We start from the raw sequence: 25,857 nt of genomic DNA, 5'->3' as shown, positions 1-25,857 counted from the left end.
GGTCAGCCGTCCTCTCCGCCCAGGGCGCGACGCTGGCGTTCGACGAATTCGAGCGTCGAATCGATGCCGCGGAAACTCAGTATCGTGGTGCGTACGGCGGCCTCGACCAGCACCGCCAGATTGCGGCCGGCGGCGACCGGAATGACCACCTTGCGTATCTTCACGCCGAGGATGTCCATCACTTCGTTGTCCAGCGGCATGCGCGTGGCTTCGGGCAGGCCGGTCACCTGCTTCTGCAGATGCACGACCAGTTGCAGCTTCATCTTGCGCCGACAGGCGGTTTCCCCGAATACGGTGCGGATGTTCAGGACGCCCAGCCCGCGCACTTCGAGGAAGTCCTTCAGCAGTTCCGGGCAGCGCCCTTCGAGCACATTGGGCGCGATGCGCGAAATGTCGACGCAATCGTCGGCCACCAGGCCGTGACCGCGCGAAATCAGTTCCAGCGCCAGTTCGCTCTTGCCGACGCCGGAGTCACCGGTGATCAGTACCCCCATGCCCAGCACGTCCATCGACACGCCGTGCAGCGTGGTCTGGTCCGCCAGTTCGCGCGCCAGATAGGCGCGCAGCTGGTCGATGACCGAGGCGGCGCTGCGTTGCGTGGTCATCAGCGGAATGCCGCGGCTGGCACAGCCGCTGCGGATGGCGGGCGGCGGATCGGCACCGTCGGCGACGATGAAGGCGGGCGGGCGGGCGTCGAGCAGGGTATCGACGATGTCCTCGACCTTGCGTGTCGATACGCTTTCCGCCCACAGGATTTCCGGCACGCCGACGACCTGTATGCGTCGGGTGTGGATGGTGTTCAGGTGACCGACCAGATCGGCCGGTGACAGACCAATCTGGTCGGCGACGATCAGCGTTTCACCGCTGCCGCACTGCCATTGCAGGCGCAGCCGGTCGCGATTGTCCTCAAACAGCCGCGCGACGCTGAGTTTCCGCATGCGCGGGCTGCCAGGCTGTGAACAGGGTATGGATGGCGGGTACGTCGGCGGCCTGCATCAGCTGTTCGCGGAAGGCCTTGTCGGCAAACATCTGTGCCAGCTCCGACAGTATCTGCAGATGCAGTTCGGTCGCCTGCTCCGGGACCAGGAGCACGAACAGAAGATTGACCGGGCGGCCGTCCGGCGCGTCGAAAGCGACCGGGTTTTCCAGTCGCACAAAGCCGCCGATGGCTTCCTTCAGGCCCTTGATGCGGCCATGCGGAATGGCCACACCCTGGCCGAGGCCGGTCGAACCGAGCTTCTCGCGCGCGAACAGGCTGTCGAAGACCTGGCTGCGGGCGATGCCCTGGTGGTTTTCGAAAAGCAGGCCGGCTTGTTCGAACACACGCTTCTTGCTGCTGGCGTCGAGGCCGAGGCAGATGTTCGAAACGGGCAACAGCTTTGCGATGAGCGTCATGTCAGGGGCTACTCCGAACACGCGGCGGGCGCGGTACCGAGGTTAACGGTCGCCGCGCCGGAAAAGTTGATTGCACTGCAACAAGGCCGCGGATTATACGCCCCTGGCAGCGGGCAATCGTTTCATTCTGCCGCCTGGTGCTTCAGTGCCTCACGGGTGTGTTCGCCAGACTTCTCCTTGTGCTTCAGCACCTGGCGATCGAGCTTGTCGATCAGGTTGTCGAGCGTCGCGTACATGTCCTCGCTTTCGGCTTCCACGAAGATGTCCTTGCCGCGGACGTGCAGCGTGACTTCCGCCTTCTGTCGCAGCTTCTCCACCGACAGGATGACGGAAACGCTGGTCACGTGGTCGAAATGGCGAATCACGCGGTCGAGCTTCGTTTCGACGTATTCGCGGATGGCCGGGGTGACTTCGAGGTGATGGCCGGTGATGGTGAGGTTCATGCTGCCTCCTTTCGTTACGGGACGAAAAATGCGTGGCGATCGGGTCGGTCGATGTGATCGGTCTCAGATCGCCTTGCGCACGCTGACCGGCGGGATGTTCAGGGACTCGCGGTACTTGGCGATGGTGCGCCGCGCAACGACGATGCCCTGCTGGCCCAGTATTTCCGCGATGCGCGAGTCCGACAACGGACGCTTGGCATCCTCGGCGCCCACCAACTGGCGGATGAGCGCGCGGATCGCGGTGGCCGAACAGGCCCCGCCACTTTCGGTCGCCACATGGCTTCCGAAGAAATACTTCAGTTCGAACAGTCCGCGCGTCGTTGCCATGTACTTCTGCGAGGTGACACGCGAAATGGTTGATTCGTGCAATTCGAGCGTTTCGGCGATCTCGCGCAGCGTCAGCGGCCGCATCGCCACCTCGCCGAACTCGAAGAACTGGCGCTGCCGTTCGACGATGGCCTGCGATACGCGCAGGATGGTGTCGAAGCGCTGCTGCACGTTCTTGATCAGCCACTTGGCTTCCTGCAGCTGACCGGACAGGCCGCTGCCGCGCTGGCCCTGCAGGATTTCCGCGTACAGGCGGTTGATGCGCAGGCGCGGCATCGCGTCCGGGTTGAGCAGGGCCGTCCATTGGCCGCGCACCTTGCGCACCACGACGTCGGGCACGATGTAGCGGGCGTCGATCGGTGCGAACTGCGCACCCGGGCGCGGGTTGAGCGAGCGGATCAGGGTCTGGGCGGCACGCAGAAGCTCTTCGTCGCAGCCGACGGCGCGGCGGATCTTGGCGAAATCACGCGCGGCCAGCAGGTCGATGTGCTGGTCGATGATGACGCGCGCGAGCGTCGACACCTCGTCGGTCGGCAGCGCATTGAGCTGCAGCAGCAGGCATTCGCGCGGATCGCGGGCGCCGACGCCAACCGGGTCGAAGTTCTGCAGCTGGCGCAGCGCGATCGACAGGTCGTCGAGGTCGATGTCGGCCTCTTCCGGCAGCAGCTCGACCAGTTCGGTCAGTTCCTGGTTCAGGTAGCCGTCGTCGTCCAGTGCCTCGATCAGCAGGCGGATCAGGTAGCGGTCGCGCTCGCTCATCTGCGACAGCGCGAGCTGGCCGCAAAGGTGGTCGCGCAGCGAGGTGCCAGCGGCCTGCACGTCCTGGTAGTCGCCGTCCTCGTCGTCGCCGCCGCTGCGCGAGCCGTAGCTGCCGCTTTCGCCGGACCAGTCGTCCATGTCGGCGCTGCTGGCACTTTCCTGGGCGCGCTGCTCTTCCTGCTGGGCGTCCGCGCTCTCCTGCGGCGTGCTGTCGCGCGTCTCGCCCATGCTGTCCTGCGGCGGCTGGTAGTTCGCGACCGGCTCGCTGTCGTCGCGCTCGAGCATCGGGTTCTCATCCAGGAAGCGTTCGATCTCCTGGTTGAACTCGATGGTCGACAGCTGCAGCAGCCGGATGGACTGCTGCAGCTGCGGCGTGAGCGCAAGATGCTGGGAAAGTTTGAGTTGCAGCGACTGCTTCATGGTGTGCAAATTTCGGCGGTCTAGAGGCGGAAGTGTTCGCCGAGATAGACCTTCCTGACGCTCTCGTTATACACGATTTCTTCAGGCCGGCCGCTCGCCAGTACCTCACCGGCGTTGATGATGTAGGCGCGATCGCAGATGCCCAGCGTCTCGCGCACGTTGTGGTCGGTGATCAGTACGCCGATGCCCCGCTCCTTCAGGAAACGGATGGTTTTCTGGATGTCGATGACGGCGATCGGGTCCACGCCGGCGAACGGTTCGTCGAGCAGGATGAAGCGTGGCGAGGTGGCCAGCGCGCGGGCGATCTCGACGCGGCGACGCTCGCCGCCCGACAGCGCCGCGGCCGGGCTTTTGCGCAGGTGGCCGATGCCCAGTTCCTCCAGCAGTTCGTCCAGCCGGGCGGCGCGCCGGGCCGCGTCCTTCTCGTTCAGCTCGAGGATGGCGAGGATGTTCTCCTCGACGTCCAGCTTGCGGAACACCGAATTCTCCTGCGGCAGGTAGGACAGCCCTGCGCGCGCGCGCTGGTGGATGGGCAGGTGGGTAAGCCGCTCGCCATCGAGATGGATTTCGCCGCCGTCGGCGCTGACCAGGCCGACGATCATGTAGAAACAGGTGGTCTTGCCCGCGCCGTTCGGGCCCAGCAGTCCGATCACCTCGCCGCTGCCGACCTCGAAGGACACGTCCTTCACCACCGGGCGCGACTTGTACTTTTTGCGCAGCCGCTCGACCTTGAGCCGGCTGGCGGTCCGGTTTTCACTCATCTTGTTCGGGTTGTTCGCGCAATACCTTGTGAATGCTATCGGCGGAAAAGCCGCGGGATTGCAGAAATCTTGCCTGTTTCGCCCAGCTTTTGGCATCCGACGGCCGGGCGTCGAACTTGCGTGCCCACACCGCGCGGGCGCGGGCGGTTTCGTCGTCGCCGACGGTGGCCAGCGCATCCGCCACATCGGCATCGGCCACGCCGCGCTGCTTCAGGTCGTACTGCAGCCGGCGGGTGCCGAAGCGCGCTGCGCGGGACGATACGAACTGTCCGGCGAAGCGGCTATCGGACAGCAGTCCGCATTCCTCGAAACGAACAAGCAGTGCGGCAATCTCGTCTTCGTCGCCGTCCTCGCGCAGCTTGCGCGCCAGTTCCGCCCGGCTGTGGTCGCGCCGCGCGAGCAGGCGCAAAGCCTTCTCGCGCAGCGCGGCGTTCACGCGGCGTCCGCCTTGCTGTCCGGCGCGATCACAGCCAGTTCGGGCATGCCGCAGGCGACGCGCACCTTGTTCTCGATTTCGCGGGCCATCGCCGGATTGGCGCGCAGGAATTCGCGCACATTGTCCTTGCCCTGGCCGATGCGGTCGCCGCTGTAGGAATACCAGGCGCCGGACTTCTCGACGAACTTGTGCAGCACGCCCAGTTCGATGATTTCGCCTTCGCGCGAAATGCCCTCGCCGTAAAGGATGTCGAATTCGGCCTGCTTGAACGGCGGCGCCACCTTGTTCTTGACCACCTTGACACGGGTTTCCGAGCCGACCACTTCTTCACCCTTCTTGATCGCGCCGGTGCGGCGGATGTCCAGGCGGACCGAGGCGTAGAACTTCAATGCATTGCCGCCGGTGGTGGTTTCCGGGTTGCCGAACATGACGCCGATCTTCATCCGGATCTGGTTGATGAAGATGACCAGCGTGTTGGTGCGCTTGATGTTGGCGGTCAGCTTGCGCAGCGCCTGGCTCATCAGGCGGGCCTGCAGGCCGGGCAGCGAATCGCCCATCTCGCCCTCGATTTCCGCCTTCGGCGTCAGCGCGGCGACCGAGTCGATGACGATGATGTCCACACCGCCCGAGCGCACCAGCATGTCGGCGATTTCCAGCGCCTGTTCGCCGGTGTCCGGCTGCGAAATGAGCAGGTCGTCGATGCGCACGCCCAGCTTGCCGGCGTACTGCACGTCGAGCGCGTGTTCGGCGTCGATGAAGGCCGCGGTGCCGCCGAGCTTCTGCATTTCGGCGATCACCTGCAGCGTCAGCGTGGTCTTGCCGGACGATTCCGGACCGTAGATCTCGACCACGCGGCCGCGTGGCAGGCCGCCGATGCCGAGCGCGATGTCCAGCCCGAGCGAACCGGTCGACACCGCCTGGATGTCGTTTTCGAGCTGGCCGTCGCTCATGCGCATGATCGAGCCCTTGCCGAACTGCTTCTCGATCTGCGCGAGCGCTGCGGCGAGCGCCTTGGCCTTGCTGTCGTCCATGCTGAATCCTTTCCTGGGTATGCGGTCGATTATGGCACAGTTCTTGCCACGGGGTCTTTTGGCGTGCCTCCCAGCAAAGCCAGGAGCACGGCCAGTGTATGACATGCGGATTGCCGGCGGACCGCTTCGCGGTCGCCGTCGAAATGCCGGGTTTCGCTGCGGCTGCGGCCGTCGGCCAGGGCCCAGCCGAAGCAGACGGTGCCCACCGGCTTGCCCGGTACTGCGCCGCCCGGTCCAGCGATGCCGGTGATTGACAGCGCGGCGGTGGCGTCCGAATGCGCCAGCGCACCGCGCGCCATCGCCAGCGCCACGGCTTCGCTGACCGCGCCGTGCGCCTTCAGGGTGGCTTCGGGCACGCCCAGCATGCGCTGTTTGGCCGCGTTCGAGTAGGTGACGAAACCGCAGTCGAACCAGGCCGAACTGCCGGCGGTCGCGGTGACGATCTCCGCCACCCAGCCGCCGGTGCAGGATTCGGCGGTGGCCAGCACGGCACCGGCCGCCTTCAATGCGGCGCCCACTTCGACTGACAGCGTCTGCAGATCGGCGTCCATCAGAAGAAACGCACGACCAGCAGGTGCAGCGCCGCGATCGACGCCGCCGCGAACAGCGCGGCGATCACGTCGTCGAGCATGACGCCGAGGCCGTTCTTCATGTTCACGTCCACCCAGCGCGCCGGGGGCGGCTTGAAGATGTCGAAGAAGCGGAAAGCGAAGAAGGCGGCCAGCTGCCACCAGAAATCGACCGGCGTCACCCACAGCACCAGCCAGAAGGCGACGATTTCGTCCCACACGATGGCGCCGTGGTCGGCCATGCCGAGCGCGCGACCGGTGCGCTGGCAGCAGGCGCTGCCGAGCGCGAAGGCGATCAGCAGGAACAGCGCGAAGGCGCCGTCGGAGAACGAGGGCTTGATCAGCAGATAGAGCGGCCAGGCGGCCAGTGTGCCCCAGGTGCCGGAGGCGAAGGGGATCAGGCCGCTGCCGAAGCCGCAGGCCAGCATGTGAGCCGGGTGGACGAGGAAGCCGGGGCCGGGGTAGGGCGCTCTGGTTTTCATGATTCAGGCGAAATGGTCATAACCGCGTCGGCCGACCGGCAGTTCTGCGCCGGTGGCGTCGACCAGGTGCACGCCGTCACCGGACTGCATCGTGCCGATGCGGGTGAGGGGCAGCGCCAGTCGGATCGACAGCGCGGCGAGCGCGTCGTCGGCTTCGGGTGGTGCGCAGAACAGCAGTTCGTAATCGTCGCCGCCGGCCAGCAGCGCGTCGCGCACCGCCTTACCGTCGGTGCAGGCGGCGTGCAGTGCCGCCCAGGGCAGCGCCGCGTCATCGACCACGGCGCCCAGTCCGCTGGCATGGGCGATATGGCCCAGATCGGCCAGCAAGCCGTCGGACACATCGATCATCGCCGTCGCCAGGCCCTGCAATGCAGCGCCGAGGGCGACGCGCGGCTGCGGCTGTTCCAGCGCAGTGATGCAGTCGTCGTGCGCGCTGCCGTGCAGCCGGACCTTGCCCTGCAGGTCGGCCAGGCCGAGCGCGGCGCGGCCTGGCTGGCCGGACACCCAGATGCCGTCGCCGACGCGTGCGCCGCTGCGGCGTATCGCGCGGCCGGCCGCGACCTCGCCGAAGGCGGTCACGCACAGATTGAGCGGGCCGCGCGTCGTGTCACCGCCGATCAGATCGACGCCGAAGGTATCGGCACAGTCGAAGAAGCCGGCGGCGAAGGCGGTCAGCCAGTCGTGGTCGATCTGCGGCAGCGACAGCGCCAGCGTGACCCAGCGCGGCACGGCGCCCATCGCGGCGACGTCGGACAGATTCACCGCCAGCGCTTTCCAGCCGAGGCGCCGCGGGTCGGTGTCCGGCAGGAAGTGGGTGCCGGCGACCAGCATGTCGCTGGTGATGGCCAGTTCGTGGCCGGGCGACGGTGCGACCAGCGCACAGTCGTCGCCCGGGCCGAGCGCGGCCGCGCGCATCGGCCGCACGAAGTGGCGGCGGATAAGGTCGAACTCGGGCGTCATCCGGCGTCGGTACTCATGCAGCAAGTGCCATGCACGCCGTGCGCATATATATGCAGCGTGCGGACGGCGCTCAGCCGCGCGGACGGTTGCGTGCCGCCTCGACCTCGACCGCGCGCAGCTGTGGCGCCAGCTTGTCGAGCACGCCGTTGACGAACTTGTGGCCGTCGGCGCCGCCGAATTCCTTGGTCAACTCGATCGCCTCGTTGATCACGACGCGATAGGGCGTCTCGATCATGTTGGACAGTTCGAAGGTGGCTACCAGCAGGATGGCATGCTCGACCGGCGACAGTTCCTCCACCTTGCGGTCGAGGTGGGCGCCGAACTGCGCGCGCAGCGCTTCGGCATTGTCGAGCGCGCCGCGCAGCAGCGTGCGGAACAGCTTGTGATCGACTTTGGAGAAGCCGGCGTCCTCGCTCAGGTGGGCGATGATGTCCGGCGCCTCGTTGCCCGAAAGCAGTGACTGGTAGATGCCCTGCACCGCGTATTCACGGGCGAGGCGGCGGCTGGATTTGCGCGTGGCTTCGGGCTTGGCGTCCATGGTCAATCCGTCAGTCTGGCGAGCAGGCGCGCCATTTCGACTGCAGCGCGACCGCAGTCGGCGCCCTTCTCGTGCATGCGGGCGATCGCCTGGTCGTCGTCCTCGGTCGTCAGCACGCCATTGGCAATCGGCACGCCGGTCTTCAGCTGGATGTCGGCCACGCCGCGCGCCATTTCATTCGACACGATCTCGAAGTGGTAGGTCTCGCCGCGGATGACCGCGCCAAGCGCGACCAGTGCGTCGTATTTGCCGGACAGCGCCAGACGCTGCAGCGTCAGCGGCAGTTCGAGTGCGCCGGGCACGGTCACGATCAGCGTGTCGGCCGGTGCGACGCCCAGCTTGCGCAGCTCGGCGCAGCAGGCCGACAGCAGGCCGTTGCCGATGTCGGGATTGAAGCGGGCCATGGCGATGGCGACGCGCAGGCCTTTGCCGTCGAGGTTTTCCTCGATTTCGGGGATGTCGTTGAAGCGGGGCATGTCGATGTCCGAGTCAGTTGTTCATTGCGCTGGATGAGGGCGCCGCGCCATCCGCAGGGCCGCCCCAAGGATGGGCGCAGCCCCCTCGGTGGGGGTGACGCCGGGGTTTCGCAGCGCATGCGCTGCGCCGGTTGAACGGGGCGGCTGTGTAAAGCCGCCCTTCCCAGGCGAACGGAGTGAGCGTGGGGGCCAACATCTCAGTGCTGCAGGTAGCCGGTCAGTTCGAGGTCGAAGCCGGCCATGCTGGGAATCTTGCGCGGGCTGGCGAGCAGCCGCATCTTGCGCACGTTCAGCGAGCGCAGGATCTGCGCGCCGACACCGAAGGTACGGGCGTCCCAGCGCGCGGCCGGTGCGTCGGCGGGGTCGATCAGCAGCGCGCGCATGCCGGCGTCGGTTTCGTTCCGGCGCAGCATGACGATGACGCCGCTGCCGGCGTCGTTGATGATCTGCATCGCGCGGTCGATGCTGAAACTGTGGCGCGGATTGTCGGCGTCGAGGAAGTCGAGCACCGAAATCGGCTCATGCACGCGCACCAGTGTTTCGGTGTCCGGCTCGATTTCGCCCTTCACCAGCGCCAGGTGGATTTCGCCGGTGGTGGTGTCCTCGAAACCATGCAGCGTGAACTGGCCGTAGGCGTTGCGCACCTCGCGTTTCGACACCTCGCGCACCAGCGCTTCGGTGGCGGCGCGGTAGGCGATCAGGTCACGGATGGCGCCGATCTTCAGGCCGTGTTCCTTGGCGAACTCGATCAGGTCCGGCAGCCGCGCCATCGTGCCGTCGTCCTTCAGTATTTCGCAGATCACCGCCGCTGGCTCCAGGCCGGCCAGCTGTGCGAGGTCGCAACCGGCTTCGGTATGACCGGCGCGGATCAGCACGCCGCCCTTCTGCGCCGTCAGCGGGAAGATGTGGCCAGGCATCACGATGTCGTCCGGCTTCGCGTTGCGCGCCACCGCCACCTGGATGGTGCGCGCGCGGTCGTGCGCCGAAATGCCGGTGGTCACGCCGGTGGCCGCTTCGATCGACGCGGTGAACGCGGTGCCGTGCGGCGTGCGGTTGTGACGCACCATCTGCTCGAGCCCGAGCTGGCGGCAGCGCTCGTCGGTCAGCGTCAGGCAGACCAGGCCACGGCAGTGCTTCACCATGAAATTGATCGCTTCGGGCGTCACGAATTCGGCGGCCAGCACCACGTCGCCCTCGTTTTCGCGATCTTCCTCGTCAACAAGGATGACCATGCGGCCGGCCTTGATGTCGGCGATGATGTCCTTGACCGGCGCCAGTGCGCTCATTGCTTATCCTCTGCTGCCATCATGCGCTCCGCGTAGCGGGCGATGAGGTCGATTTCAAGATTGACCCGGCTCCCTGCTTTCAGGCTGCCGAGCGTGGTGACCTGTACCGTGTGCGGAATCAGGTTGATCGAAAATTCGCAACCATCGTCGACGTCGGCCACGCGATTCACGGTGAGGCTGACGCCCTGTACCGTGATCGAGCCCTTGCGCGCGATGTAGCGGGCCAGCGGCTTGGGCGCGACGATGACCAGCTCGTGCGATTCGCCGACGCGTTCGAAGCTGCGCACCGTGCCGACGCCGTCGACGTGGCCGCTGACCAGATGGCCACCCAGCCGGTCGGACAGGCGCAGCGCCTTTTCCAGGTTCACCTCGCCGGGTACATCGAGGCCGGCGGTGCAGTTCAGCGTTTCCTTCGATACGTCGAACTGCGCGTTGCGGCCGTCGATGCCGATCACCGTCAGGCAGACGCCGTTGTGGGCGATCGAGTCGCCGAGCGCGACGTCGTCCAGACCGAGACCGGCGGTGTCCACGGTCAGACGGACGCCCTGTTCGAGTGGATCAATGCGGGTGATGCGGCCGACGGCGGCCACGATGCCGGAAAACATGGGGAAGGGTGCGCAACGGAAAGATGCGCGATTTTACGCGATCAGCGCGCGCTGCTGGCAGCGATTACGCGATCGAGACCGGCGGCGAAGGCGTCGGCCGGTACGAAACCGACCGTACGCGCGCTGTCGATCTCGCGCCCGTCGGGGCCGAAGAAGAGGATGCCCGGCGGTCCGAACAGGCCGAAACGTTTCAGCAGCGCCTGATGTTCGGCGTCGTTCGCCGTGACGTCCGCCTTCAGCAGCGTGAAGCCGGCCAGTCGGGCGGCCACCTTGGGGTCGGCGAAGGTGAAGCGCTCCATTTCCTTGCAGCTCACGCACCAGTCGGCGTAGAAATCGAGCATGACCGGGCGCGTCGCCGCGGCCAGCCGGGCTTCCAGTTCGGCCACGCTGCGCACCGGTTCGAACACCGGTTTCGCCTCGGCCGCCGCCGCACCGCCGCGCAGCACCGACAGCGGCTGCAGCGGGTCGCGCGAGCCGGCCGCGGCGCCGATCAGGATGCTGGCGCCAGCCAGCAGCGCGATCACGCCAACGCCTTTCCACAGCTTGTGCCAGCCTTTCGCATGCGCCGGCAGCGGGTCGAGCGCGTGCAGGTAGATGCTGCTGGCGATCAGCAGCACCGCCCAGGCCAGCATCGCCAACAGGGCCGGCAGCACCGGTTGCGCGATCCAGATCGCGGTGGCCAGCAGCAGCACGCCGAAGAAGCGCTTGACGCCCTCCATCCACGGACCGGTGTGCGGCAGCAGCGAGCGCGACGCCACGCCGACCGCGATCAGCGGGGCGCCCATGCCCAGCGCCAGTGCGAACAGCGCCAGCCCGCCGAGCGCGGCGTCGCCGGTCTGTGCGATGTAGAGCAGCGCGCCTGCCAGCGGCGCGGCGACGCAGGGGCCGACGATGAGCGCAGACAGCGCGCCCATCGCGACGATGCCGCCGTAGGAGCCGCGCCGGTGGTTGGCCGTGTCGGACAGGCGCGACTGCAGCGCGGTCGGCAGCTGCAGTTCGTAGAAACCGAACATCGACAGTGCGAGCACGACGAACACCAGCGCGAAACCGCCCAGCACCCAGGCGTTCTGCAGCGCCGCGGACAGCAGCGTGCCGGACAGCCCCGCCGCCACACCGGCGATGGCGTAGGTCACCGCCATGCCCAGCACGTAGGCGAGCGACAGCGCAAGCGCGCGGCCGCGCGAGATGTCGGCGCCGTGGCCGACGATGATGCCGGACAGGATGGGCACCATGGGCAGCACGCACGGCGTGAAGCTCAGTGCCAGGCCGAAGCCGAAGAAGGTGATGGCGACCAGCCACAGATTGCCGCCGCGCAGCAGGCCGGCGGCGAAGGAACCGTCGTCCGGCTGCGAAGCGCCGGTCGCCGTCGTGTCGGTCGCCGCCGGAGTGTCGGTTGCCGGCGACGAGGTGGCTGCAGCGGCGCGGCCGCGCAGCCGGTCGAGCAGTCCGCCGCCTGCGCTGTCGCCGTCGAGGCCGGCCGGCCACACGCGTACGCCGGGCTGTGCCGGGTCGAGCAGCACCGTCTGCTCGCTCGGCGGATAGCACACGCCGGCGTCGGCGCAGCCTTGCGACGCCACCTTCAGTGTCACCGTCTCGCCGCTGGCGCTCAGCGGCAGGCGGATCGGCAACTGGCCGCGATGCACTTCGACATCGCCGAAGATTTCGTCCTTCTTCATCTTGCCCGGCGGGATGTCCGGCGTGCCGAGTGCCGCCTGCTCCGCGGCGAAGCCCAGCTTGTCGCGGTACAGGTAGTAGCCGTCGGCGATGTCGAAGCGCACCTCGACCGTATTGCGGTCCACCACCTGGGCCGACAGGCGGAAAGCCTGTTCCAGCGGCAGCAGTTCGGGTTCGGCGCGCAGCGGTGCGGCGGCCAGCAGCGCCAGCCAGGCCAGCGCGGCAACGAGGGTGCGGATCATTGGCTTTCCGTATGCGTCGTCATGTTGCCCACCCACTGCAGATAGGCCGGCAGACCACGGTCCACCGGCAAGGCAATGATTTCGGGCAGTTCGTAGGGGTGCAGCGCGCGCAGCGCGGATTCGAGCGCGTCGTAGGCGGCGACGGTGGTCTTGATCGCCAGCGGCACCTCGTCCGCCTCCTCGATCGCGCCCTGCCACGTGTAGATGGACCGGACCGGCGCACCAATGCTGACGCAGGCGGCGTGTCCGGCCTCGACCAGCGATCGCGCGATGCCTTGCGCGGTCGCCGCGTCCGGCAGCGTGGTGAGCACCAGCAGCACGTCGGTCATTGTCCGGCCGGCGCGGTGGCCCGCCACCAGCGCTCTATCAGCACGCGCAGCACGTGCAGCTTGCCGTGGAAGAAGTGGCCGCTGTCGCCAAGCACCGCGACCGGCAGGTTCTGCGGCGCCGCCCAGGCCAGCACATTGGCCAGCGGCACGACCTGGTCGCGTTCACCGTGGATCACCAGCGCATCGTCGCGCACCGGACCCGGCTCGTAGTGACGGATGCCCTCGACGCTGCCAGCGGCCAGGCCGACCAATACCATGCCGGCCACCGGGCGGCCGTTCTCGGCCAGCCGGTCGGCGACGCGGGTGGCAACGAAGGCGCCGAAGGAAAAACCGGCGACGATGACCGGCAGGTCGCCGTATGCATCCAGGCCGTGTTCGATCACCGCCAGCTGGTCGTCGGTTTCGCCGCGACCTTCGTCATGCGTGCCTTCGGTGGCGCCGACGCCGCGGAACTGCGAACGCAGCGTGACGCAGCCCAGTTCGCGCAGTGCGCGCGCTACGGTTACCACCACCTTGTTTTCCATGGTGCCGCCGAACAGCGGGTGCGGGTGGCCGATCAGCGCCAGCGCGCGCGGTGCGTGGTCCGGCAGCTCGGCCAGCACCTCGATGCCGCCGACCGGGCCGGCGATCACCGTGCGTTCCGACTGGATGCGCGTATTCATCAGACCTTCAGCCGTTCAACGACGCGGCCGTGCATCAGGTGCTCGTCGATGATCTCGTCGATGTCCTCGCGGTCCACATAGGTGTACCAGACCGCTTCCGGGTAGATCACCATGACCGGGCCTTCGCCGCAGCGGTCCAGACAGCCGGCCATGTTGACCCGGGTCTTGCCTTCGCCGGACAGGCCCAGCGCCTTGACGCGCTGTTTCGCGTAGTCGCGCAGCGCGGCGGCGCCCAGCGCAGCACAGCACTGTTCGCCCTCGGCGCGCTGGTTGCAGCAGAAGAATACGTGGTGCTTGAAGTGGCTCATGCGAGGTTCGGATGCGGACAAAGACGTGATTATCGGTGATCGTGGGCAGCATGGCGGCCGCGGTTTTCGCGCAGTTGCAGCGCCATCAGGTAAGGCAGCGCGAAATACGGCCACAGCGCGGACGCCAGTCGGGTCAGACCGCTGAAATTGAAAAAGTGCCCGGCCCGCCAGGCATCGGACACCGCCGACGGGTAAGGGTTGTCGGGCGCCAGATTCACCAGCGCCACGCCGGCGAGCAGGGTCAGCGCCGCGACGCCGAAGCGCAGCGTGACCGGCAGCCACAGCGCGACGCGCAGCGCGACAGCGCCGCCGGCCAGCCCGGCCAGTGCGCCCGGCGTGGCCCACAGCCAGGCACCGCCGGCCGGCACCAGCACGGCGCCGGAGCCGGCCTTGATCGCCAGCGCGACGACGAAAGTCGAGCCGAGCAGCCAGAAGCTGCGCGCGCGCATGCTGTGCCAGCCGATCACGCCGACGCTCACCATGGCGCAGATACAGGCACCGATCTCGACCGCGCGGTAGCGCCGCTCGGTGAAATCGACTGGCGCTTCGAGGCCGAACACCCAGCGCAGGTCGCCCAGACCGAACAAGGGCGTGTCCGGATCGATCTGCGCCAGCCACCACAGCACCAGCAGCACCAGCGCGAATTCACCGGTGTGGCCGCGCACGATGCGCCGTGCGCGCCAGCGCGCCAGCGCGCCGCCGTCGCCCAGCATGCCGCCCCAGCGCGCGCCGAGCAGCGCACCGCAGGCGGCGCCCACGGCATTCGAAGCGACGTCGAGATTGGAGGGCACGCGGGTCGGCAGATAGTGCTGCAGCACCTCCAGCCCGATCGACAGACCGGTCGCCAGCAGGCAGGCGACGAACAGCGCCGGCAGGCGGCGCAGCCAGGGCGACGCGGCCGGCACCAGCAGGAAGCCCAGCGGCAGGTAGCCGAGCGCATTGGCGATCACATCGAAACGCGTCCAGTAGCGCGGCCACGGCGCGCTCAGGAAGCCGAGCAGATCGCCGCCCCCCTCGCGGAAGTCGCTCAGCGGATGCAGGCTGGCGTAGGCGATCAGCAGTGCCCACAGCAGCGCGAGGTGGCGGGCGAGGTGGGTGGCGTGATGACTGTTCTTCATGCCATCAGCCCGGCGATGGCGACATAGCGGGCGCCTTTGCCGATCGCCATCATGAGGCCGCTGCGCAGCGGCGGCAGGCGCAGCCAGCCGGCGGCGATGCACAGCGCGTCGCCGATGAGTGGCACCCAGGACAGCAGCAGCGCCGGCGTGCCATGCCGCTGCAGCAGCGCCAGCCGGCCCGGCAGTTCCTTGCGCGGGATGAAGCGCCCCATGGCGTAGCTCACCATGCCGCCAGCGGTGTTGCCGGCGGTGGCCAGCAGCAGTGCGGCGTCGCGCTGTTCCGGGTGGGTAGCGAGCACGGCCAGCAGCGCCGCCTCCGAGCCGCCGGGCAGCACGGTGGCCGACAGGAAGCTGGCCAGCGCCAGTCCGGCCAGGCTGGCTTCGGCGCCGGGCATGAAATCCATGCTCAGCGCACCGGTGCGCCGGGCGCGATTTGCCCCCGGCCTGCGCGCGCTGCTAGGCTTGCGTGCTTGCGCATCGGCCATTCCGGCGCCGGTGCGGGCTGCGCTGTGTCCTCATCATGCAAACCGACTACCTCGAAAGAATCCTCAACGCGCAAGTGTACGACGTCGCGGTCGAAACGCCGCTCGATGCCGCACCGAACCTGTCGCGGCGCATCGGCAACACCGTACTGTTCAAGCGCGAGGACATGCAGCCGGTGTTCTCGTTCAAGCTGCGCGGCGCCTACAACAAGATCGCCCAGCTGTCGGACGAGGCGCGTGCACGCGGCGTCATCTGCGCTTCGGCCGGCAACCACGCTCAGGGTGTGGCGCTGTCGGCGGCCAAGGTGGGCTGCCGTGCGGTCATCGTGATGCCTACGACGACGCCGCGCATCAAGGTGGACGCGGTGGCGGCGCGCGGCGGCGAGGTGGTGCTGGCCGGCGAGTCCTACGACGAGGCCTATGCGCACGCACGCAAGCTGGAAGCCGAACAGGGCCTCACCTTCGTGCACCCCTTCGACGATCCGGACGTGATCGCCGGCCAGGGCACGATAGGCGTCGAAATCCTGCGCCAGCACCCGAAACCGATCGACGCCGTGTTCTGCTGCGTCGGCGGCGGCGGGCTGATCGCCGGTGTGGCGGCCTACATCAAGCGGCTGCGCCCGAACACCCGCATCATCGGCGTCGAGGCATCCGACGCCGACGCGATGGCGCAGTCGCTGAAGGCGGGCAGGCGCATACAGCTCGACAGCGTCGGGCTGTTCGCCGATGGCGCCGCGGTCAAGCTGGTCGGCGAGGAAACCTTCCGGCTGGCGCAGCAGTACGTCGACGAAATGGTGCTGGTCGATACCGACGCCATCTGTGCCGCGATCAAGGACGTGTTCGAGGACACCCGCTCCATTCTTGAGCCGGCCGGTGCGCTGGCGGTGGCCGGGGCCAAGGCCTGGGCGGCGCGCAACAACGTGAAGGGCAAGACCCTGGTCGCCATCGCCAGCGGCGCCAACATGAATTTCGACCGCCTGCGCTTCGTCGCCGAGCGTGCAGAGATCGGCGAATCGCGTGAAGCCGTGCTGGCGGTGACACTGCCTGAACGCCCGGGTGCCTATCGCGAACTGGTGTCGCTGTTCGGCCGTCGCAACATCACCGAACTGAATTACCGCTACAAGGACGCGAAAGAGGCGCACGCCTTCGTCGGCGTGCAGGTATCGGGCCGCGCCGAGGCGGCCGAGCTGGTGAATCACCTCGCCGCCAACGGCTATCCGGCGCTGGATCTGACCGACGACGAAATGGCCAAGCTGCACGTGCGCTACATGGTCGGCGGCCGCAGTCCCGACGTCGGTCACGAGCAGGTCTATCGCTTCGAATTCCCGGAGCGTCCGGGTGCGCTGATGAAATTCCTCGAATCGATGAGCCGTGACTGGAACATCAGCCTGTTCCACTACCGCAACCACGGCGCCGATTACGGCCGCGTGCTGGTCGGCATGCAGGTGCCGCCGGGCGATGCCGAGGCGCTGCAGCGCTTCCTCGACACGCTGGGCTATTCCTGGCGCGAGGAAACCGCCAACCCGGCGTACAAGCTCTTCCTCGGATGAGGCGCCTCGCCGTCCTGCTGGCGCTGTGCGCCGCCGCGACCTGTGCCTCGGCCGGGCCGCTGGCCTACATCACGAACCAGGGCTCGCACGAGGTGACGGTGGTCGACGTCGACGCCTCGACCATCGTCGCCCGGCTGCCGGCCGGCAAGTCGCCGGCCGGTGTATGGGTCAGCGAGGCGGCCGGCAAGGCCTTCGTCAGCGCACCGGACAGTGCGACGATCACGGTGATCGATCTGGCAAGCCGCGCGGTGGTCGGCGAGATGAAGGCCGGTCGCAGCCCGGTCGGCATCACCGTGACGCCGGACGGCCGGCGTGTGCTGGTGGCCGACTGGTTCTCGCACCGCGTGCTGGTATTCGATGCGGCGAGCCACGCCGCACTCGGCGAGATCGCGGTCGGCAATGCGCCGGCCGGGCTGGTCGCGTCGCCGGACAGCCGCACCGCCTACGTCGCCAACCGCGACGACAACGCGGTCGGTGTGCTCGACCTCGATGCGATGAAGCAGACCGCCGTCATTGCCGTCGGCAACCATCCTTTCGCGCTCGAACTGTCGGCCGACGGCCGCACGCTGTACGCGCTGAACGTGTGGAGCGACGACGTGTCGGTGGTCGACCTCGCACAGTCACGCACGGTCGCTACACTGCCGGTCGGCAAGGCGCCCTACGGCATCGCTTTCTCGGACGACGGCGCGCGCGCTTACGTGACCAACCAGAAGGGCGACAGCGTGTCGGTCATCGACACCGTCGAACGGCGCGTCATCGCGACCTGGCCTTCGGTCGTTTATCCCGAGGGCGTCGCGGTGGCCGGCACTAAACTGCTGGTCGTGAGCTGGATGGACGATCTGGTCGGCGTGTACGACGCGCGGACCGGACAGTCGCTGGGCAGCATCGAACTCGGGCGCAACCCGCGCGGATTCGGGCGCTTCATGCACAAGTCTGCGGCGGCACGTTGATCGCGACCGTGCTTGCCGCTATCTTCACCGCCTTTTTTCGTCGCCGACTTTTCAACCCAACCATTCTGACAACGAGGAGATTCAACCCATGCGTTTTGTATCGGCATTCGTCATGATGCTGGCCGCGTCGCTGGCGGCATCGTTCGCCCACGCGCACGGCCCGACCCGCCAGAAGGCGTTCGAAACCATCACCATCAAGGCCAGCCCGGATGCGGTGTGGGCCAAGGTGAGCGATTTCACCCAGCTGCAGGGCTGGCATCCGGCGGTCGAGAGCAGCACCGCCACCAACGGCAGCAACGTCGGCTCGGTGCGTACGCTGAAGCTCAAGGGCGGCGGCGAACTGGTGGAGACGCTGGAGTCCATCGATCCGGCGGCGAAGAAGTTCTCCTATCGCGCCAAGGACGGCGGCGCACTGCCGGTGACCAACTACAGTTCCAATCTGACGGTGAAGGCCGGCGACGGCGGCACCTCGGTGGTCGAATGGCGTGGTGCGTTCTATCGCAAGTACATGAACAACGATCCCCCGAAGGGTGAGGACGACGAAGCCGCGCTGACCGCGGTGACCGGCGTCTACAAGAGCGGTCTTGAGAATCTGAAGAAGGTGATGGAGAAGTAAGCGTCCACAGGGCGCACATAACCGGGCCAGCGCGGCCCGGTTTTTTTCGCCTACGGAAACACCGGAATGTCCGGGTCGGCGCCGTGCGGCTGCACCTGCGGATGCAGGGCGCGTACCCGTTCGGTGATTTCCTCGACCCGCGTGCGCGGCACGTCGAGCATGACCAGCAGCTGGCCCTGTTCGATCGCCTCTTCGAAGGCCTTCAGGTGGGTGTTGCCGGCGGTCAGCCCGACCATGCCGCCGACCCAGGCTCCGGCACCGGCGCCGCCCAGGCCAGACGCCAGCAGGATGCCGCCGGCGATCACCGCCGCACCGGGCGACAGCGCCAGTCCGATCAGTCCGCCGAGTATGCCGACGCTGCCGCCCATGGCCAGTCCGCGCTGTACCGCTGGCGAGAAGTCGGACTTCTGCAGCATGGTCGCTTCCGGCAATTCCTCCAGTGGTGTACCGCGCCGCGCCAGGATGTGGATGTGCTTCTCGGGAATGCGCGCCACCAGCATGTCGTTCACCACGGTGCGCGCCGTATCGATGCCGGGTACCAGGAAATAGATGCGTTTCATGCCGTCCTCCTCCGTGCAGGGCCTTGCAGGCACGCACCTCGCTGCAGGCAGGCGCGCGATCAGGTCGGGACTGCTTCCAGCATAGACGGCCGGCGGCGCGCTGCGCGGCCGCTCAGCGGTGCGACGGGAAGGTGTCGGCTTCGGTGACGATCCAGTCCATCGGCAGGTCGTGCGGCTGCGGCTGCAGGTCGTCGAGGCGACCGTCCTCGATCGCCACGCCGACCGCCAGCGGCGTCGGTTCGAGCGCGGCCAGCGTGCGGTCGTAGTGGCCGGCGCCGTAGCCCAGCCGGTAGCCGCGCGCGTCGAAACCGTTGCACGGGATCAGCAGCAGTTCAGGCACCACCGGTTCGCCCTCGGCCGGATAGGGGATGCCGTAGCGGTCGGTCGCCATTGCGGTCTCCGGCGCCCAGCGGCGGAAGGTCATCGGCTGGCCCTTTTCGCCCACCACCGGCAGCGCGGCCCAGCGCGCCGGGTCGGCGGTCAGCCAGCGGCGCATCAGCGGCAGCGCGTCGAATTCGCCGCGATACGGCCAGGTGAAGCCGATCGAGCGCGGCGCCAGACGGGTCAGCAGCACCTCCAGCCTTTCGCTCAGCGCGGCGTGCAGCGGCGCCAGGGTGGCCGGGTCCATGGCCAGGCGGCGGCCGACCAGTTCGAGTCGCAGCGCCTTGCGGCGTGCGCGATCATCGGGAACATTCATGTGCGGGCGGTATCATTCGTGCAAACCAGGAAACACTAGCAGATGCCCACACGATTCCCGCTTCACACTGTCCGCACGCTGTTCATCGGCGCCTGCATGACTGTCGCTGCCGTCGCGCACGCCTATGACGACGCGGCCTTCCTCGCCGCGCGCGACGCTTTTGCCGCCGGCAACCGCCAGGCCTTCGAACGCTATGCCGCCGGCCTGCAGTCCCACCCGCTGGCGTCCTACATCGATTACTACCGGCTGCGCATGGACATCGACCGCGCGTCGCCGGACAGCATTGCGGTGTTCCTCGAACGCAATGCCGACACGGTGGTTGCGCAACGCCTGCGCAGCGACTGGCTGCGCCAGCTGGCGAAGACCGAGCAGTGGGCGGCTTACCGCACCGAATACGCGAAGCTGCCGCAGAAGAATCCGTCGCCCGAGAACGACCTGCGCTGTCACGCCGCGCGAGCGGGCATGGTGGCGGGCGACGCCGCGGCAGTCGATGAGGCGCGCGCGCTGTGGGACACGCTGGACGACGCCCCGTCGGCCTGCAACCCGGTGTTCGCCGCGCTGTTCGACGCTGGCCGTCTGAGCGAGGACGACGTCTGGGCGCGTGCGCGCCGGCAGATGGAGGCGAAGCGGCCGGGTCAGGCGAGCAGCGTGCTGGATCTGCTGCCGGCGGCCGAACGGCCGGGTCGGGTGCTCGACGACATCGTCGCCAATCCGGCGCGCTGGCTGGTCCGCCAGCCGGCCAACTTTTCGATCACCCGCCGCGGCCGCGAACTGGCGCTGATGGCGGTCGCCCGCATGGCGCGCAACGACGTGCGTGCGGCCGAGCGCAGCCTGGAGGTGATCGCCGCCCGTCTGAGTCCGCAGGAGCGCGCCTACGCCTTCGGTCAGCTCGGCTGGCAGGGCGCGATGCGGCACGACCCGCGCGCGCTGCAGTGGTGCCGCTCGGCTGACGACGCGATGGATGGCGACGAGGTGTTCGCCTGGTGCGCGCGCGCCGCGATGCGCGACGGCAAGTGGAAGGTGCTGCGCGACATCGTCGAGCGCATGCCCGAAGCGCTGGCGTCGAAGCCGGAATGGATCTACTGGGGGGGCCGCGCGCGCGGCGCCACCGGTCACGTCGATCAGGCGCGCAAACACTACCGCCGCATTGCCGACCAGCCGAACTTCTACGGTCTTCTGGCGCGCGAGGAACTGGGCCAGCCCTACCAGCTGCCGCCACAGGCAGCCGAGCCGTCGCCGGAGGACATCCGTCGCGCCGAACTGATGCCGGCCATCCAGCGCGCGCTCAAGCTGTTTGCGCTCGATCTGCGGACCGAGGCGCTGCGCGAGTGGAACTGGGCCATCCGCGAGGCGGACGACCGCACACTGCTGGCGGTCGCCCATTTCGCGGTGAAGAAGTCGTTGTGGGACCGCGCCATCGCCAGCGCCGACCGCACGGTGGCCGAGCACGACTACGCGCTGCGCTATCTGGCACCGATGCGCAGCGAAGTCGAACCGCACGTGCAGGCGCGTGCGCTCGATCTGAGCTGGGTGTATGGCCTGATGCGGCAGGAGAGCCGCTTCATCATGAACGCGAAGTCGTCGGCCGGCGCCCAGGGCCTGATGCAGGTAATGCCGGCGACGGCCAAGTGGGTAGCGAAGAAGATCGGTCTGAACGGCTACCAGCCCTCGCAGATCGCCGACACCGACACCAATCTGTTGCTCGGCACCAGCTATATGCGTCTGGTGCTGGACAGCCTGGACGACCATCCGGTGCTGGCCAGTGCCGGCTACAACGCCGGGCCGGGGCGCGCCAAGAAGTGGCGTGCTGCCAAACCGCTGGAAGGTGCCATCTACGCCGAAACCATTCCGTTCACCGAAACGCGCGACTACGTGAAGAAAGTGATGGCCAACGCCGTCATGTACAACCTCGTGTTCGGTCGCAAGGAGGTGGGGCTCAAGCAGCGACTCGGCACCATACAGCCCGGTCCCGGCGCGCTGCCGGACGATCCGATCTGATCCACAAACAGAGTCTCGAACAACAGACCCGGAGTGCATCCATGTTTCCGAAAACCGTCCTCCTGATCGGTGGCGCCGGCTTCATCGGTAGCCACGTCGCCAGCCAGCTGGCCGCCCGCGACGTGCGCGTCATCGTGCCGACGCGCCGCCGCGACCGCGCCAAGCACCTCATCCTGCTGCCGATGATCGACGTGGTCGAGGCCGACGTGCACGACCCGGCCACGCTGGCGCGCCTGATGAGCGGCGTGGACGCGGTGGTCAATTTCGTCGGCATCCTGCACTCGCGCGGCGGCAGTCCCTGGGGCCGCGACTTCGAGCGTGCGCACGTGGCGCTGCCCAAGGCCATCGCCGCCGCGGCGAAGGCGGCCGGCGTGCGGCAGCTCATCCAGGTCAGCGCGCTCGGCGCGTCCGAGGGGGCGCCGTCGGAGTATCTGCGCTCCAAGGCGGCCGGTGAGGCGGCCATCCGTGCGGGCGGCGTGGACTGGACGATATTCCGTCCGTCGCTGGTGTATGGCGACGGCAAGTGCTTCCTGTCGATGTTCGCAGGTCTGCTGAAGATGTTCCCGGTGTTCCCGCTGGCCGGTGCCGACACCCGCTACCAGCCGGTCGCGGCGCGCGACGTCGCGCGCTGCATCGTGCATGCGCTGGGCGACGAGACGGCGGTCGGCCAAACCTATGCGCTGTGCGGCCCCAAGGTCTATACGATGCGCGAACTGGTGAAGATGACCGGCCGCGCCATCGGCGCCGAACGCTGCGTCATCGGCCTGCCCGGTCCGCTGGCGTCGCTGCAGGCGCTGGCGCTGGAACTGGCGCCGGGACCGACGCTGATGTCGCGCGACAACCTGCGCTCAATGCAGGTCGACAGCGTGTGCGACGCCGGCTGCGCGCTGCCTTTCGGTTTCGTGCCGCTGACACTGGAGAGCGAGATCGACGCCTGCCTGGCCGACTTCCGGCCGACCGACCGCTTCGAGCACGCGCGCTCGAAAGCGCACAGATAGATGAAGATCTACCGCGTCGGCGGCTCGGTCCGTGACGAGCTGATGGGGCTGCCGGCCGGCGACCGCGACTGGGTGGTCGTCGGCGCCACGCCGGAAGACATGGTGGCCGCCGGCTATACGCCGGTCGGCCGCGACTTTCCGGTCTTCCTGCACCCGCAGACGCACGAGGAACACGCGCTGGCGCGCACCGAGCGCAAGACCGCGCCCGGCTACCGCGGCTTCGTGTTCCACGCCGACCGTACGGTGACGCTGGAGCAGGATCTGCAGCGGCGCGACCTCACCATCAACGCGATCGCACGCGCCGACGACGGCACGCTCATCGATCCGTGCAATGGCCGCGCCGACATCGCCGCGCGCGTGCTGCGCCACGTCAGCGCCGCCTTCGCGGAAGACCCGGTGCGGATACTCAGGCTGGCCCGCTTCGCCGCGCGCTTCCATGACTTCACGGTGGCGCCGGCAACGATGGCGCTGATGCGCGACATGGTGGATTGCGGCGAGGTCGATGCACTGGTGGCCGAGCGCGTGTGGCAGGAAGTGTCGCGCGGGCTGATGGAGGCGAAGCCCTCGCGCATGATCGAAGTGCTGCGCGAGTGCGGCGCACTGCGTGTCGTGCTGCCGGAGGTGGACGCGCTGTTCGGCGTGCCGCAGCCGCCGCAGCACCATCCGGAGATCGACACCGGCATCCACCTGATGCAGTGCCTGGACTGGGCGGCCGCGCACGGGGCTTCGCTGGCGGCGCGCTGGGCGCTGGTGGCGCACGACCTTGGCAAGGGCACGACGCCGAAGGCGGAATGGCCGCGCCACATCGCGCACGAAGCGCGCAGCGCCAGGCTGGCGCGTACAGTGGCCGAGCGTCTGCGTGTGCCGGTAGAGGTCGCTGACATCGGCCGCCTGGTGGCGCAGGAGCACACGAATGTGCACCGTGCCGCCGAACTGCGCGCCGACACGATGGTGAAACTGCTGGAGCGGCTGGACGTGATGCGCAAGCCGGAACGGCTGGCCGACATCCTGCTCGCCTGCGCCGCCGACGCGCGCAGCCGTCCGGGTTTCGACGAGCGCGGCTATCCGCAGGCCGACCTCGTGCGCGCGGCCGCTGACGCGTTCAGGTCTGTCGATGCCGGTGCGGTGGCGAGAAGTCTGGCCGAAGCAGGCAAGGTCTCCGGCCCGGCGATCGCACAGGCGGTGCAGAAGGCGCGGGTGGACGCGGTGGCGGCGCTGCGCTGACGCGGACTGCCGTGGTGCCGTCGCGCCTGTGGTGCAGGCGCGACGGTGGCCGGAACCGATCAGCCGCGCTTCAGCTGCGACAGGTCGCGCACGGCGCCGGTGTCGGCGCTGGTGGTCATCAGCGCATACGCCTGCAGAGCGGCCGACACGACGCGTTCCCGCGCGTGTGGCGTCCAGGCCGCGGCGCCGCGGTCCTCCTCAGCCTCGCGGCGGCGAGCCAGTTCGGCGTCATCGACCGCGAGGTGAATGGTGCGGTTCGGGATGTCGATCTCGATCACGTCGCCGTCCTTGACCAGCGCGATCAGGCCGCCCTGGGCCGCTTCCGGCGAGGCGTGGCCGATCGACAGGCCTGAGGTGCCGCCGGAGAAGCGACCGTCGGTCAGCAGTGCGCAGGCCTTGCCCAGGCCTTTGGACTTCAGATAGGTGGTCGGATACAGCATTTCCTGCATGCCCGGGCCGCCCTTCGGACCTTCGTAGCGGATCACCACGACTTCGCCCGGCTTGACCTGATCGCCGAGGATGCCGGTGACCGCGTCGTCCTGGCTCTCGAACACTTTGGCAGGGCCGGAGAACTTCAGGATCGAATCATCGACGCCGGCCGTCTTGACGATGCAGCCGCGCTCGGCGATGTTGCCGTACAGCACGGCCAGCCCGCCGTCCTGGCTGAAAGCGTGTTCCTTGTTGCGGATCACGCCGTTCTCGCGGTCGAGATCCAGTTCCGGGTAGCGGCGGTCCTGCGAGAACGCGACCTGGGTCGGGATGCCGCCGGGCGCAGCGCGGTAGAAGGTGCGGACGGCCTCGTCCTGGGTGCGCACGATGTCGTACTTGTCGAGCGCCTCGCCCAGCGTGGCGCTGTGCACGGTCGGCAGGTCGCGATGGATCAGGCCGGCGCGGTCCAGCTCGCCGAGGATGGCCATGATGCCGCCGGCGCGGTGCACGTCTTCCATGTGCACGTCCGACTTGGCCGGCGCCACCTTGGACAGGCAGGGCACGTGGCGCGAGATGCGGTCGATGTCGGCCATCGTGAAATGCACGCCGGCTTCCTTCGCCGCAGCCAGCAGGTGCAGCACGGTGTTGGTCGAGCCGCCCATCGACACGTCGAGTGTCATCGCATTCTCGAAGGCCTTGAAGCTGGCGATCGAGCGCGGCAGCACCGAGGCGTCGTCGCCCTCGTAGTACTTGCGGCACAGTTCGACGACCAGCTGGCCGGCGCGCAGGAACAGCGCCTTGCGGTCGGCATGGGTGGCCAGCACCGAGCCGTTGCCGGGCAGGCTGAGGCCCAGCGCCTCGGTCAGGCAGTTCATCGAATTGGCGGTGAACATGCCGGAGCAGGAGCCGCAGGTCGGACAGGCGCTGCGTTCGTAGGCTTCGGCCTCTTCGTCCGAGCAGTTGCTGTCGGCGCCCTTGACCATGGCATCGACCAGATCGACGGCGATGATCTTCTGGCCCCAGTTCACCTTGCCTGCTTCCATCGGGCCGCCGGACACGAACACGGTCGGGATGTTCAGCCGCATTGCCGCCATCAGCATGCCCGGGGTGATCTTGTCGCAGTTCGAGATGCACACCAGCGCGTCGGCGCAGTGGGCGTTCACCATGTATTCGACGCTGTCGGCGATCAGGTCGCGCGACGGCAGCGAGTACAGCATGCCGCCGTGGCCCATCGCGATGCCGTCATCGACCGCGATGGTGTTGAATTCCTTGGCGACGCCGCCGGCCTTCTCGATCTCGCGGGCGACCATCTGGCCGAGGTCCTTCAGGTGCACGTGGCCCGGCACGAACTGGGTGAAACTGTTCGCGATGGCGATGATGGGCTTGCCGAAATCGCCGTCCTTCATGCCGGTGGCGCGCCACAGCGCGCGGGCGCCGGCCATGTTGCGGCCGTGGGTCGAGGTACGGGAACGGTAGGCGGGCATGGAAGCTCCTGCAGAATCGGGTAAAAGAGGAATTCTATCCGTCCCTTC

Annotated in this window: 29 protein-coding genes; 6 read left to right on the top strand and 23 right to left on the bottom strand. The window is 68.0% G+C overall.

Translation table 11 applies throughout. The features are described 5' to 3' along the window. Positions 1-2 precede the first annotated feature (2 nt). The 20 genes from hprK to AC51BJ_RS01465 form a co-directional block, all read right to left on the bottom strand. The gene (gene hprK / locus AC51BJ_RS01560) at positions 3-938 is read right to left on the bottom strand and encodes an HPr(Ser) kinase/phosphatase (RefSeq protein ID WP_020163175.1); all 936 of its coding nucleotides are present in this window, start codon (positions 936-938) and stop codon (positions 3-5) included. Beyond that, positions 907-1,395: a PTS IIA-like nitrogen regulatory protein PtsN gene (gene ptsN / locus AC51BJ_RS01555; protein WP_496279111.1), complete on the bottom strand. Its 489-nt coding sequence runs from the start codon at positions 1,393-1,395 to the stop codon at positions 907-909. The genes hprK and ptsN overlap by 32 nt, the downstream gene beginning before the upstream one ends. 122 nt (positions 1,396-1,517) lie before the next feature. Further along, positions 1,518-1,838, bottom strand: a complete 321-nt coding sequence (gene hpf, locus AC51BJ_RS01550; protein WP_019915577.1) for a ribosome hibernation-promoting factor, HPF/YfiA family — start codon at positions 1,836-1,838, stop codon at positions 1,518-1,520. 63 nt (positions 1,839-1,901) lie between these two features. Then, positions 1,902-3,344, bottom strand: coding sequence for an RNA polymerase factor sigma-54 (locus AC51BJ_RS01545; protein WP_430432625.1), 1,443 nt, complete (start codon positions 3,342-3,344; stop codon positions 1,902-1,904). 20 nt (positions 3,345-3,364) lie between these two features. Further along, a complete protein-coding gene (lptB, locus tag AC51BJ_RS01540; RefSeq protein ID WP_496279110.1) occupies positions 3,365-4,105 on the bottom strand; it encodes an LPS export ABC transporter ATP-binding protein in 741 nt (246 codons plus the stop codon). Beyond that, complete coding sequence (recX, locus tag AC51BJ_RS01535) at positions 4,098-4,541, bottom strand: recombination regulator RecX (protein WP_341422481.1); 444 nt, start codon at positions 4,539-4,541, stop codon at positions 4,098-4,100. The genes lptB and recX overlap by 8 nt, the downstream gene beginning before the upstream one ends. After that, positions 4,538-5,572, bottom strand: a complete 1,035-nt coding sequence (gene recA / locus AC51BJ_RS01530) for a recombinase RecA (RefSeq protein ID WP_019915573.1) — start codon at positions 5,570-5,572, stop codon at positions 4,538-4,540. The genes recX and recA overlap by 4 nt, the downstream gene beginning before the upstream one ends. Positions 5,573-5,601: 29 nt before the next feature. Beyond that, positions 5,602-6,123, bottom strand: coding sequence for a CinA family protein (locus AC51BJ_RS01525; protein WP_496279109.1), 522 nt, complete (start codon positions 6,121-6,123; stop codon positions 5,602-5,604). Next, the gene (locus tag AC51BJ_RS01520) at positions 6,123-6,569 is read right to left on the bottom strand and encodes a phosphatidylglycerophosphatase A family protein (protein ID WP_496279123.1); all 447 of its coding nucleotides are present in this window, start codon (positions 6,567-6,569) and stop codon (positions 6,123-6,125) included. The genes AC51BJ_RS01525 and AC51BJ_RS01520 overlap by 1 nt, the downstream gene beginning before the upstream one ends. Before the next feature lie 57 nt (positions 6,570-6,626). Continuing rightward, entirely contained in the window at positions 6,627-7,583 is a 957-nt protein-coding gene (thiL, locus tag AC51BJ_RS01515) for a thiamine-phosphate kinase (protein WP_496279108.1), read from the bottom strand. Positions 7,584-7,653: 70 nt separating this feature from the next. Next, on the bottom strand, positions 7,654-8,121 hold the full coding sequence (nusB, locus tag AC51BJ_RS01510; protein ID WP_496279107.1) for a transcription antitermination factor NusB: 468 nt from the start codon (positions 8,119-8,121) through the stop codon (positions 7,654-7,656). Between the two features lie 2 nt (positions 8,122-8,123). After that, on the bottom strand, positions 8,124-8,597 hold the full coding sequence (gene ribH, locus AC51BJ_RS01505; RefSeq protein ID WP_020163184.1) for a 6,7-dimethyl-8-ribityllumazine synthase: 474 nt from the start codon (positions 8,595-8,597) through the stop codon (positions 8,124-8,126). A 197-nt stretch (positions 8,598-8,794) separates the two neighbouring features. Beyond that, the gene (ribBA, locus tag AC51BJ_RS01500; RefSeq protein ID WP_496279106.1) at positions 8,795-9,883 is read right to left on the bottom strand and encodes a bifunctional 3,4-dihydroxy-2-butanone-4-phosphate synthase/GTP cyclohydrolase II; all 1,089 of its coding nucleotides are present in this window, start codon (positions 9,881-9,883) and stop codon (positions 8,795-8,797) included. Further along, positions 9,880-10,488 (bottom strand): riboflavin synthase, encoded by a 609-nt coding sequence (locus AC51BJ_RS01495; protein WP_496279105.1) that lies wholly within the window; start codon positions 10,486-10,488, stop codon positions 9,880-9,882. The genes ribBA and AC51BJ_RS01495 overlap by 4 nt, the downstream gene beginning before the upstream one ends. Before the next feature lie 41 nt (positions 10,489-10,529). Then, entirely contained in the window at positions 10,530-12,404 is a 1,875-nt protein-coding gene (dsbD, locus tag AC51BJ_RS01490; RefSeq protein ID WP_496279104.1) for a protein-disulfide reductase DsbD, read from the bottom strand. Beyond that, complete coding sequence (gene cutA, locus AC51BJ_RS01485; protein ID WP_430432633.1) at positions 12,401-12,733, bottom strand: divalent-cation tolerance protein CutA; 333 nt, start codon at positions 12,731-12,733, stop codon at positions 12,401-12,403. Before cutA ends, dsbD begins: the two co-directional genes overlap by 4 nt. Next, the gene (locus AC51BJ_RS01480; protein WP_496279103.1) at positions 12,730-13,395 is read right to left on the bottom strand and encodes an alpha/beta hydrolase; all 666 of its coding nucleotides are present in this window, start codon (positions 13,393-13,395) and stop codon (positions 12,730-12,732) included. Before AC51BJ_RS01480 ends, cutA begins: the two co-directional genes overlap by 4 nt. Then, the gene (locus AC51BJ_RS01475) at positions 13,395-13,703 is read right to left on the bottom strand and encodes a (2Fe-2S) ferredoxin domain-containing protein (protein WP_430432635.1); all 309 of its coding nucleotides are present in this window, start codon (positions 13,701-13,703) and stop codon (positions 13,395-13,397) included. The genes AC51BJ_RS01480 and AC51BJ_RS01475 overlap by 1 nt, the downstream gene beginning before the upstream one ends. Before the next feature lie 29 nt (positions 13,704-13,732). Further along, on the bottom strand, positions 13,733-14,821 hold the full coding sequence (locus tag AC51BJ_RS01470; RefSeq protein WP_496279102.1) for a VanZ family protein: 1,089 nt from the start codon (positions 14,819-14,821) through the stop codon (positions 13,733-13,735). Further along, on the bottom strand, positions 14,818-15,225 hold the full coding sequence (locus AC51BJ_RS01465; protein ID WP_496279101.1) for a YqaA family protein: 408 nt from the start codon (positions 15,223-15,225) through the stop codon (positions 14,818-14,820). Before AC51BJ_RS01465 ends, AC51BJ_RS01470 begins: the two co-directional genes overlap by 4 nt. A 116-nt stretch (positions 15,226-15,341) precedes the next feature. On the opposite strand from AC51BJ_RS01465, the gene ilvA reads away from it, so the two are divergent. The 3 genes from ilvA to AC51BJ_RS01450 all read left to right on the top strand — a co-directional run bounded on the left by ilvA (position 15,342) and on the right by AC51BJ_RS01450 (position 18,419). Continuing rightward, positions 15,342-16,853, top strand: a complete 1,512-nt coding sequence (gene ilvA / locus AC51BJ_RS01460) for a threonine ammonia-lyase, biosynthetic (protein ID WP_496279100.1) — start codon at positions 15,342-15,344, stop codon at positions 16,851-16,853. After that, a complete protein-coding gene (locus tag AC51BJ_RS01455; protein WP_496279099.1) occupies positions 16,850-17,803 on the top strand; it encodes a YVTN family beta-propeller repeat protein in 954 nt (317 codons plus the stop codon). The genes ilvA and AC51BJ_RS01455 overlap by 4 nt, the downstream gene beginning before the upstream one ends. An 88-nt stretch (positions 17,804-17,891) precedes the next feature. Continuing rightward, a complete protein-coding gene (locus AC51BJ_RS01450; protein ID WP_304000624.1) occupies positions 17,892-18,419 on the top strand; it encodes an SRPBCC family protein in 528 nt (175 codons plus the stop codon). 50 nt (positions 18,420-18,469) lie between these two features. On the opposite strand, the gene AC51BJ_RS01445 is transcribed toward AC51BJ_RS01450, so the two are convergent. Continuing rightward, positions 18,470-18,979 carry a DUF1269 domain-containing protein gene (locus tag AC51BJ_RS01445; RefSeq protein WP_430432640.1) on the bottom strand — a complete coding sequence of 170 codons (510 nt, stop codon included), beginning with the start codon at positions 18,977-18,979 and terminating at the stop codon, positions 18,470-18,472. A gap of 112 nt (positions 18,980-19,091) precedes the next feature. After that, positions 19,092-19,676 carry a 5-formyltetrahydrofolate cyclo-ligase gene (locus AC51BJ_RS01440; protein ID WP_496279098.1) on the bottom strand — a complete coding sequence of 195 codons (585 nt, stop codon included), beginning with the start codon at positions 19,674-19,676 and terminating at the stop codon, positions 19,092-19,094. Between the two features lie 42 nt (positions 19,677-19,718). Here AC51BJ_RS01440 and AC51BJ_RS01435 point away from each other — a divergent pair, with 42 nt between their 5' ends. From AC51BJ_RS01435 to AC51BJ_RS01425, 3 genes are read left to right on the top strand one after another with little or no spacing between them, the layout of a single operon-like run. Then, complete coding sequence (locus AC51BJ_RS01435; RefSeq protein ID WP_496279097.1) at positions 19,719-21,674, top strand: lytic transglycosylase domain-containing protein; 1,956 nt, start codon at positions 19,719-19,721, stop codon at positions 21,672-21,674. 41 nt (positions 21,675-21,715) lie between these two features. Continuing rightward, positions 21,716-22,672: a complex I NDUFA9 subunit family protein gene (locus AC51BJ_RS01430; RefSeq protein ID WP_496279096.1), complete on the top strand. Its 957-nt coding sequence runs from the start codon at positions 21,716-21,718 to the stop codon at positions 22,670-22,672. Next, on the top strand, positions 22,673-23,896 hold the full coding sequence (locus AC51BJ_RS01425) for a multifunctional CCA addition/repair protein (protein ID WP_496279095.1): 1,224 nt from the start codon (positions 22,673-22,675) through the stop codon (positions 23,894-23,896). 59 nt (positions 23,897-23,955) lie between these two features. Here AC51BJ_RS01425 and ilvD read toward each other — a convergent pair whose 3' ends face one another. Next, positions 23,956-25,809, bottom strand: a complete 1,854-nt coding sequence (gene ilvD / locus AC51BJ_RS01420; RefSeq protein WP_430432645.1) for a dihydroxy-acid dehydratase — start codon at positions 25,807-25,809, stop codon at positions 23,956-23,958. Positions 25,810-25,857: the final 48 nt, after the last annotated feature.

It is taken from the genome of Methyloversatilis sp. S146-33 (genome assembly GCF_059552495.1).
This window is presented reverse-complemented; position numbering and strand designations above follow the sequence as displayed.

What these genes read in the sequence shown, in the direction of transcription:
- AC51BJ_RS01430 (WP_496279096.1), top strand. Translation starts at nt 21,716, where the DNA reads ATGTTTCCGAAAACCGTCCTCCTGATCGGTGGCGCCGGCTTCATCGGT.
- thiL (WP_496279108.1), bottom strand. Translation starts at nt 7,583, where the DNA reads ATGACGCCCGAGTTCGACCTTATCCGCCGCCACTTCGTGCGGCCGATG.
- AC51BJ_RS01450 (WP_304000624.1), top strand. Translation starts at nt 17,892, where the DNA reads ATGCGTTTTGTATCGGCATTCGTCATGATGCTGGCCGCGTCGCTGGCG.
- dsbD (WP_496279104.1), bottom strand. Translation starts at nt 12,404, where the DNA reads ATGATCCGCACCCTCGTTGCCGCGCTGGCCTGGCTGGCGCTGCTGGCC.
- ribH (WP_020163184.1), bottom strand. Translation starts at nt 8,597, where the DNA reads ATGCCCCGCTTCAACGACATCCCCGAAATCGAGGAAAACCTCGACGGC.
- AC51BJ_RS01495 (WP_496279105.1), bottom strand. Translation starts at nt 10,488, where the DNA reads ATGTTTTCCGGCATCGTGGCCGCCGTCGGCCGCATCACCCGCATTGAT.
- AC51BJ_RS01545 (WP_430432625.1), bottom strand. Translation starts at nt 3,344, where the DNA reads ATGAAGCAGTCGCTGCAACTCAAACTTTCCCAGCATCTTGCGCTCACG.
- AC51BJ_RS01525 (WP_496279109.1), bottom strand. Translation starts at nt 6,123, where the DNA reads ATGGACGCCGATCTGCAGACGCTGTCAGTCGAAGTGGGCGCCGCATTG.
- AC51BJ_RS01435 (WP_496279097.1), top strand. Translation starts at nt 19,719, where the DNA reads ATGCCCACACGATTCCCGCTTCACACTGTCCGCACGCTGTTCATCGGC.
- lptB (WP_496279110.1), bottom strand. Translation starts at nt 4,105, where the DNA reads ATGAGTGAAAACCGGACCGCCAGCCGGCTCAAGGTCGAGCGGCTGCGC.
- ilvA (WP_496279100.1), top strand. Translation starts at nt 15,342, where the DNA reads ATGCAAACCGACTACCTCGAAAGAATCCTCAACGCGCAAGTGTACGAC.
- AC51BJ_RS01480 (WP_496279103.1), bottom strand. Translation starts at nt 13,395, where the DNA reads ATGAATACGCGCATCCAGTCGGAACGCACGGTGATCGCCGGCCCGGTC.
- AC51BJ_RS01520 (WP_496279123.1), bottom strand. Translation starts at nt 6,569, where the DNA reads ATGCTGGCCTGCGGCTTCGGCAGCGGCCTGATCCCCTTCGCCTCCGGC.
- AC51BJ_RS01475 (WP_430432635.1), bottom strand. Translation starts at nt 13,703, where the DNA reads ATGAGCCACTTCAAGCACCACGTATTCTTCTGCTGCAACCAGCGCGCC.
- AC51BJ_RS01470 (WP_496279102.1), bottom strand. Translation starts at nt 14,821, where the DNA reads ATGAAGAACAGTCATCACGCCACCCACCTCGCCCGCCACCTCGCGCTG.
- cutA (WP_430432633.1), bottom strand. Translation starts at nt 12,733, where the DNA reads ATGACCGACGTGCTGCTGGTGCTCACCACGCTGCCGGACGCGGCGACC.
- recA (WP_019915573.1), bottom strand. Translation starts at nt 5,572, where the DNA reads ATGGACGACAGCAAGGCCAAGGCGCTCGCCGCAGCGCTCGCGCAGATC.
- AC51BJ_RS01440 (WP_496279098.1), bottom strand. Translation starts at nt 19,676, where the DNA reads ATGAATGTTCCCGATGATCGCGCACGCCGCAAGGCGCTGCGACTCGAA.
- hpf (WP_019915577.1), bottom strand. Translation starts at nt 1,838, where the DNA reads ATGAACCTCACCATCACCGGCCATCACCTCGAAGTCACCCCGGCCATC.
- AC51BJ_RS01425 (WP_496279095.1), top strand. Translation starts at nt 22,673, where the DNA reads ATGAAGATCTACCGCGTCGGCGGCTCGGTCCGTGACGAGCTGATGGGG.
- ribBA (WP_496279106.1), bottom strand. Translation starts at nt 9,883, where the DNA reads ATGAGCGCACTGGCGCCGGTCAAGGACATCATCGCCGACATCAAGGCC.
- AC51BJ_RS01455 (WP_496279099.1), top strand. Translation starts at nt 16,850, where the DNA reads ATGAGGCGCCTCGCCGTCCTGCTGGCGCTGTGCGCCGCCGCGACCTGT.
- hprK (WP_020163175.1), bottom strand. Translation starts at nt 938, where the DNA reads ATGCGGAAACTCAGCGTCGCGCGGCTGTTTGAGGACAATCGCGACCGG.
- ilvD (WP_430432645.1), bottom strand. Translation starts at nt 25,809, where the DNA reads ATGCCCGCCTACCGTTCCCGTACCTCGACCCACGGCCGCAACATGGCC.
- AC51BJ_RS01445 (WP_430432640.1), bottom strand. Translation starts at nt 18,979, where the DNA reads ATGAAACGCATCTATTTCCTGGTACCCGGCATCGATACGGCGCGCACC.
- AC51BJ_RS01465 (WP_496279101.1), bottom strand. Translation starts at nt 15,225, where the DNA reads ATGGATTTCATGCCCGGCGCCGAAGCCAGCCTGGCCGGACTGGCGCTG.
- ptsN (WP_496279111.1), bottom strand. Translation starts at nt 1,395, where the DNA reads ATGACGCTCATCGCAAAGCTGTTGCCCGTTTCGAACATCTGCCTCGGC.
- nusB (WP_496279107.1), bottom strand. Translation starts at nt 8,121, where the DNA reads ATGGACGCCAAGCCCGAAGCCACGCGCAAATCCAGCCGCCGCCTCGCC.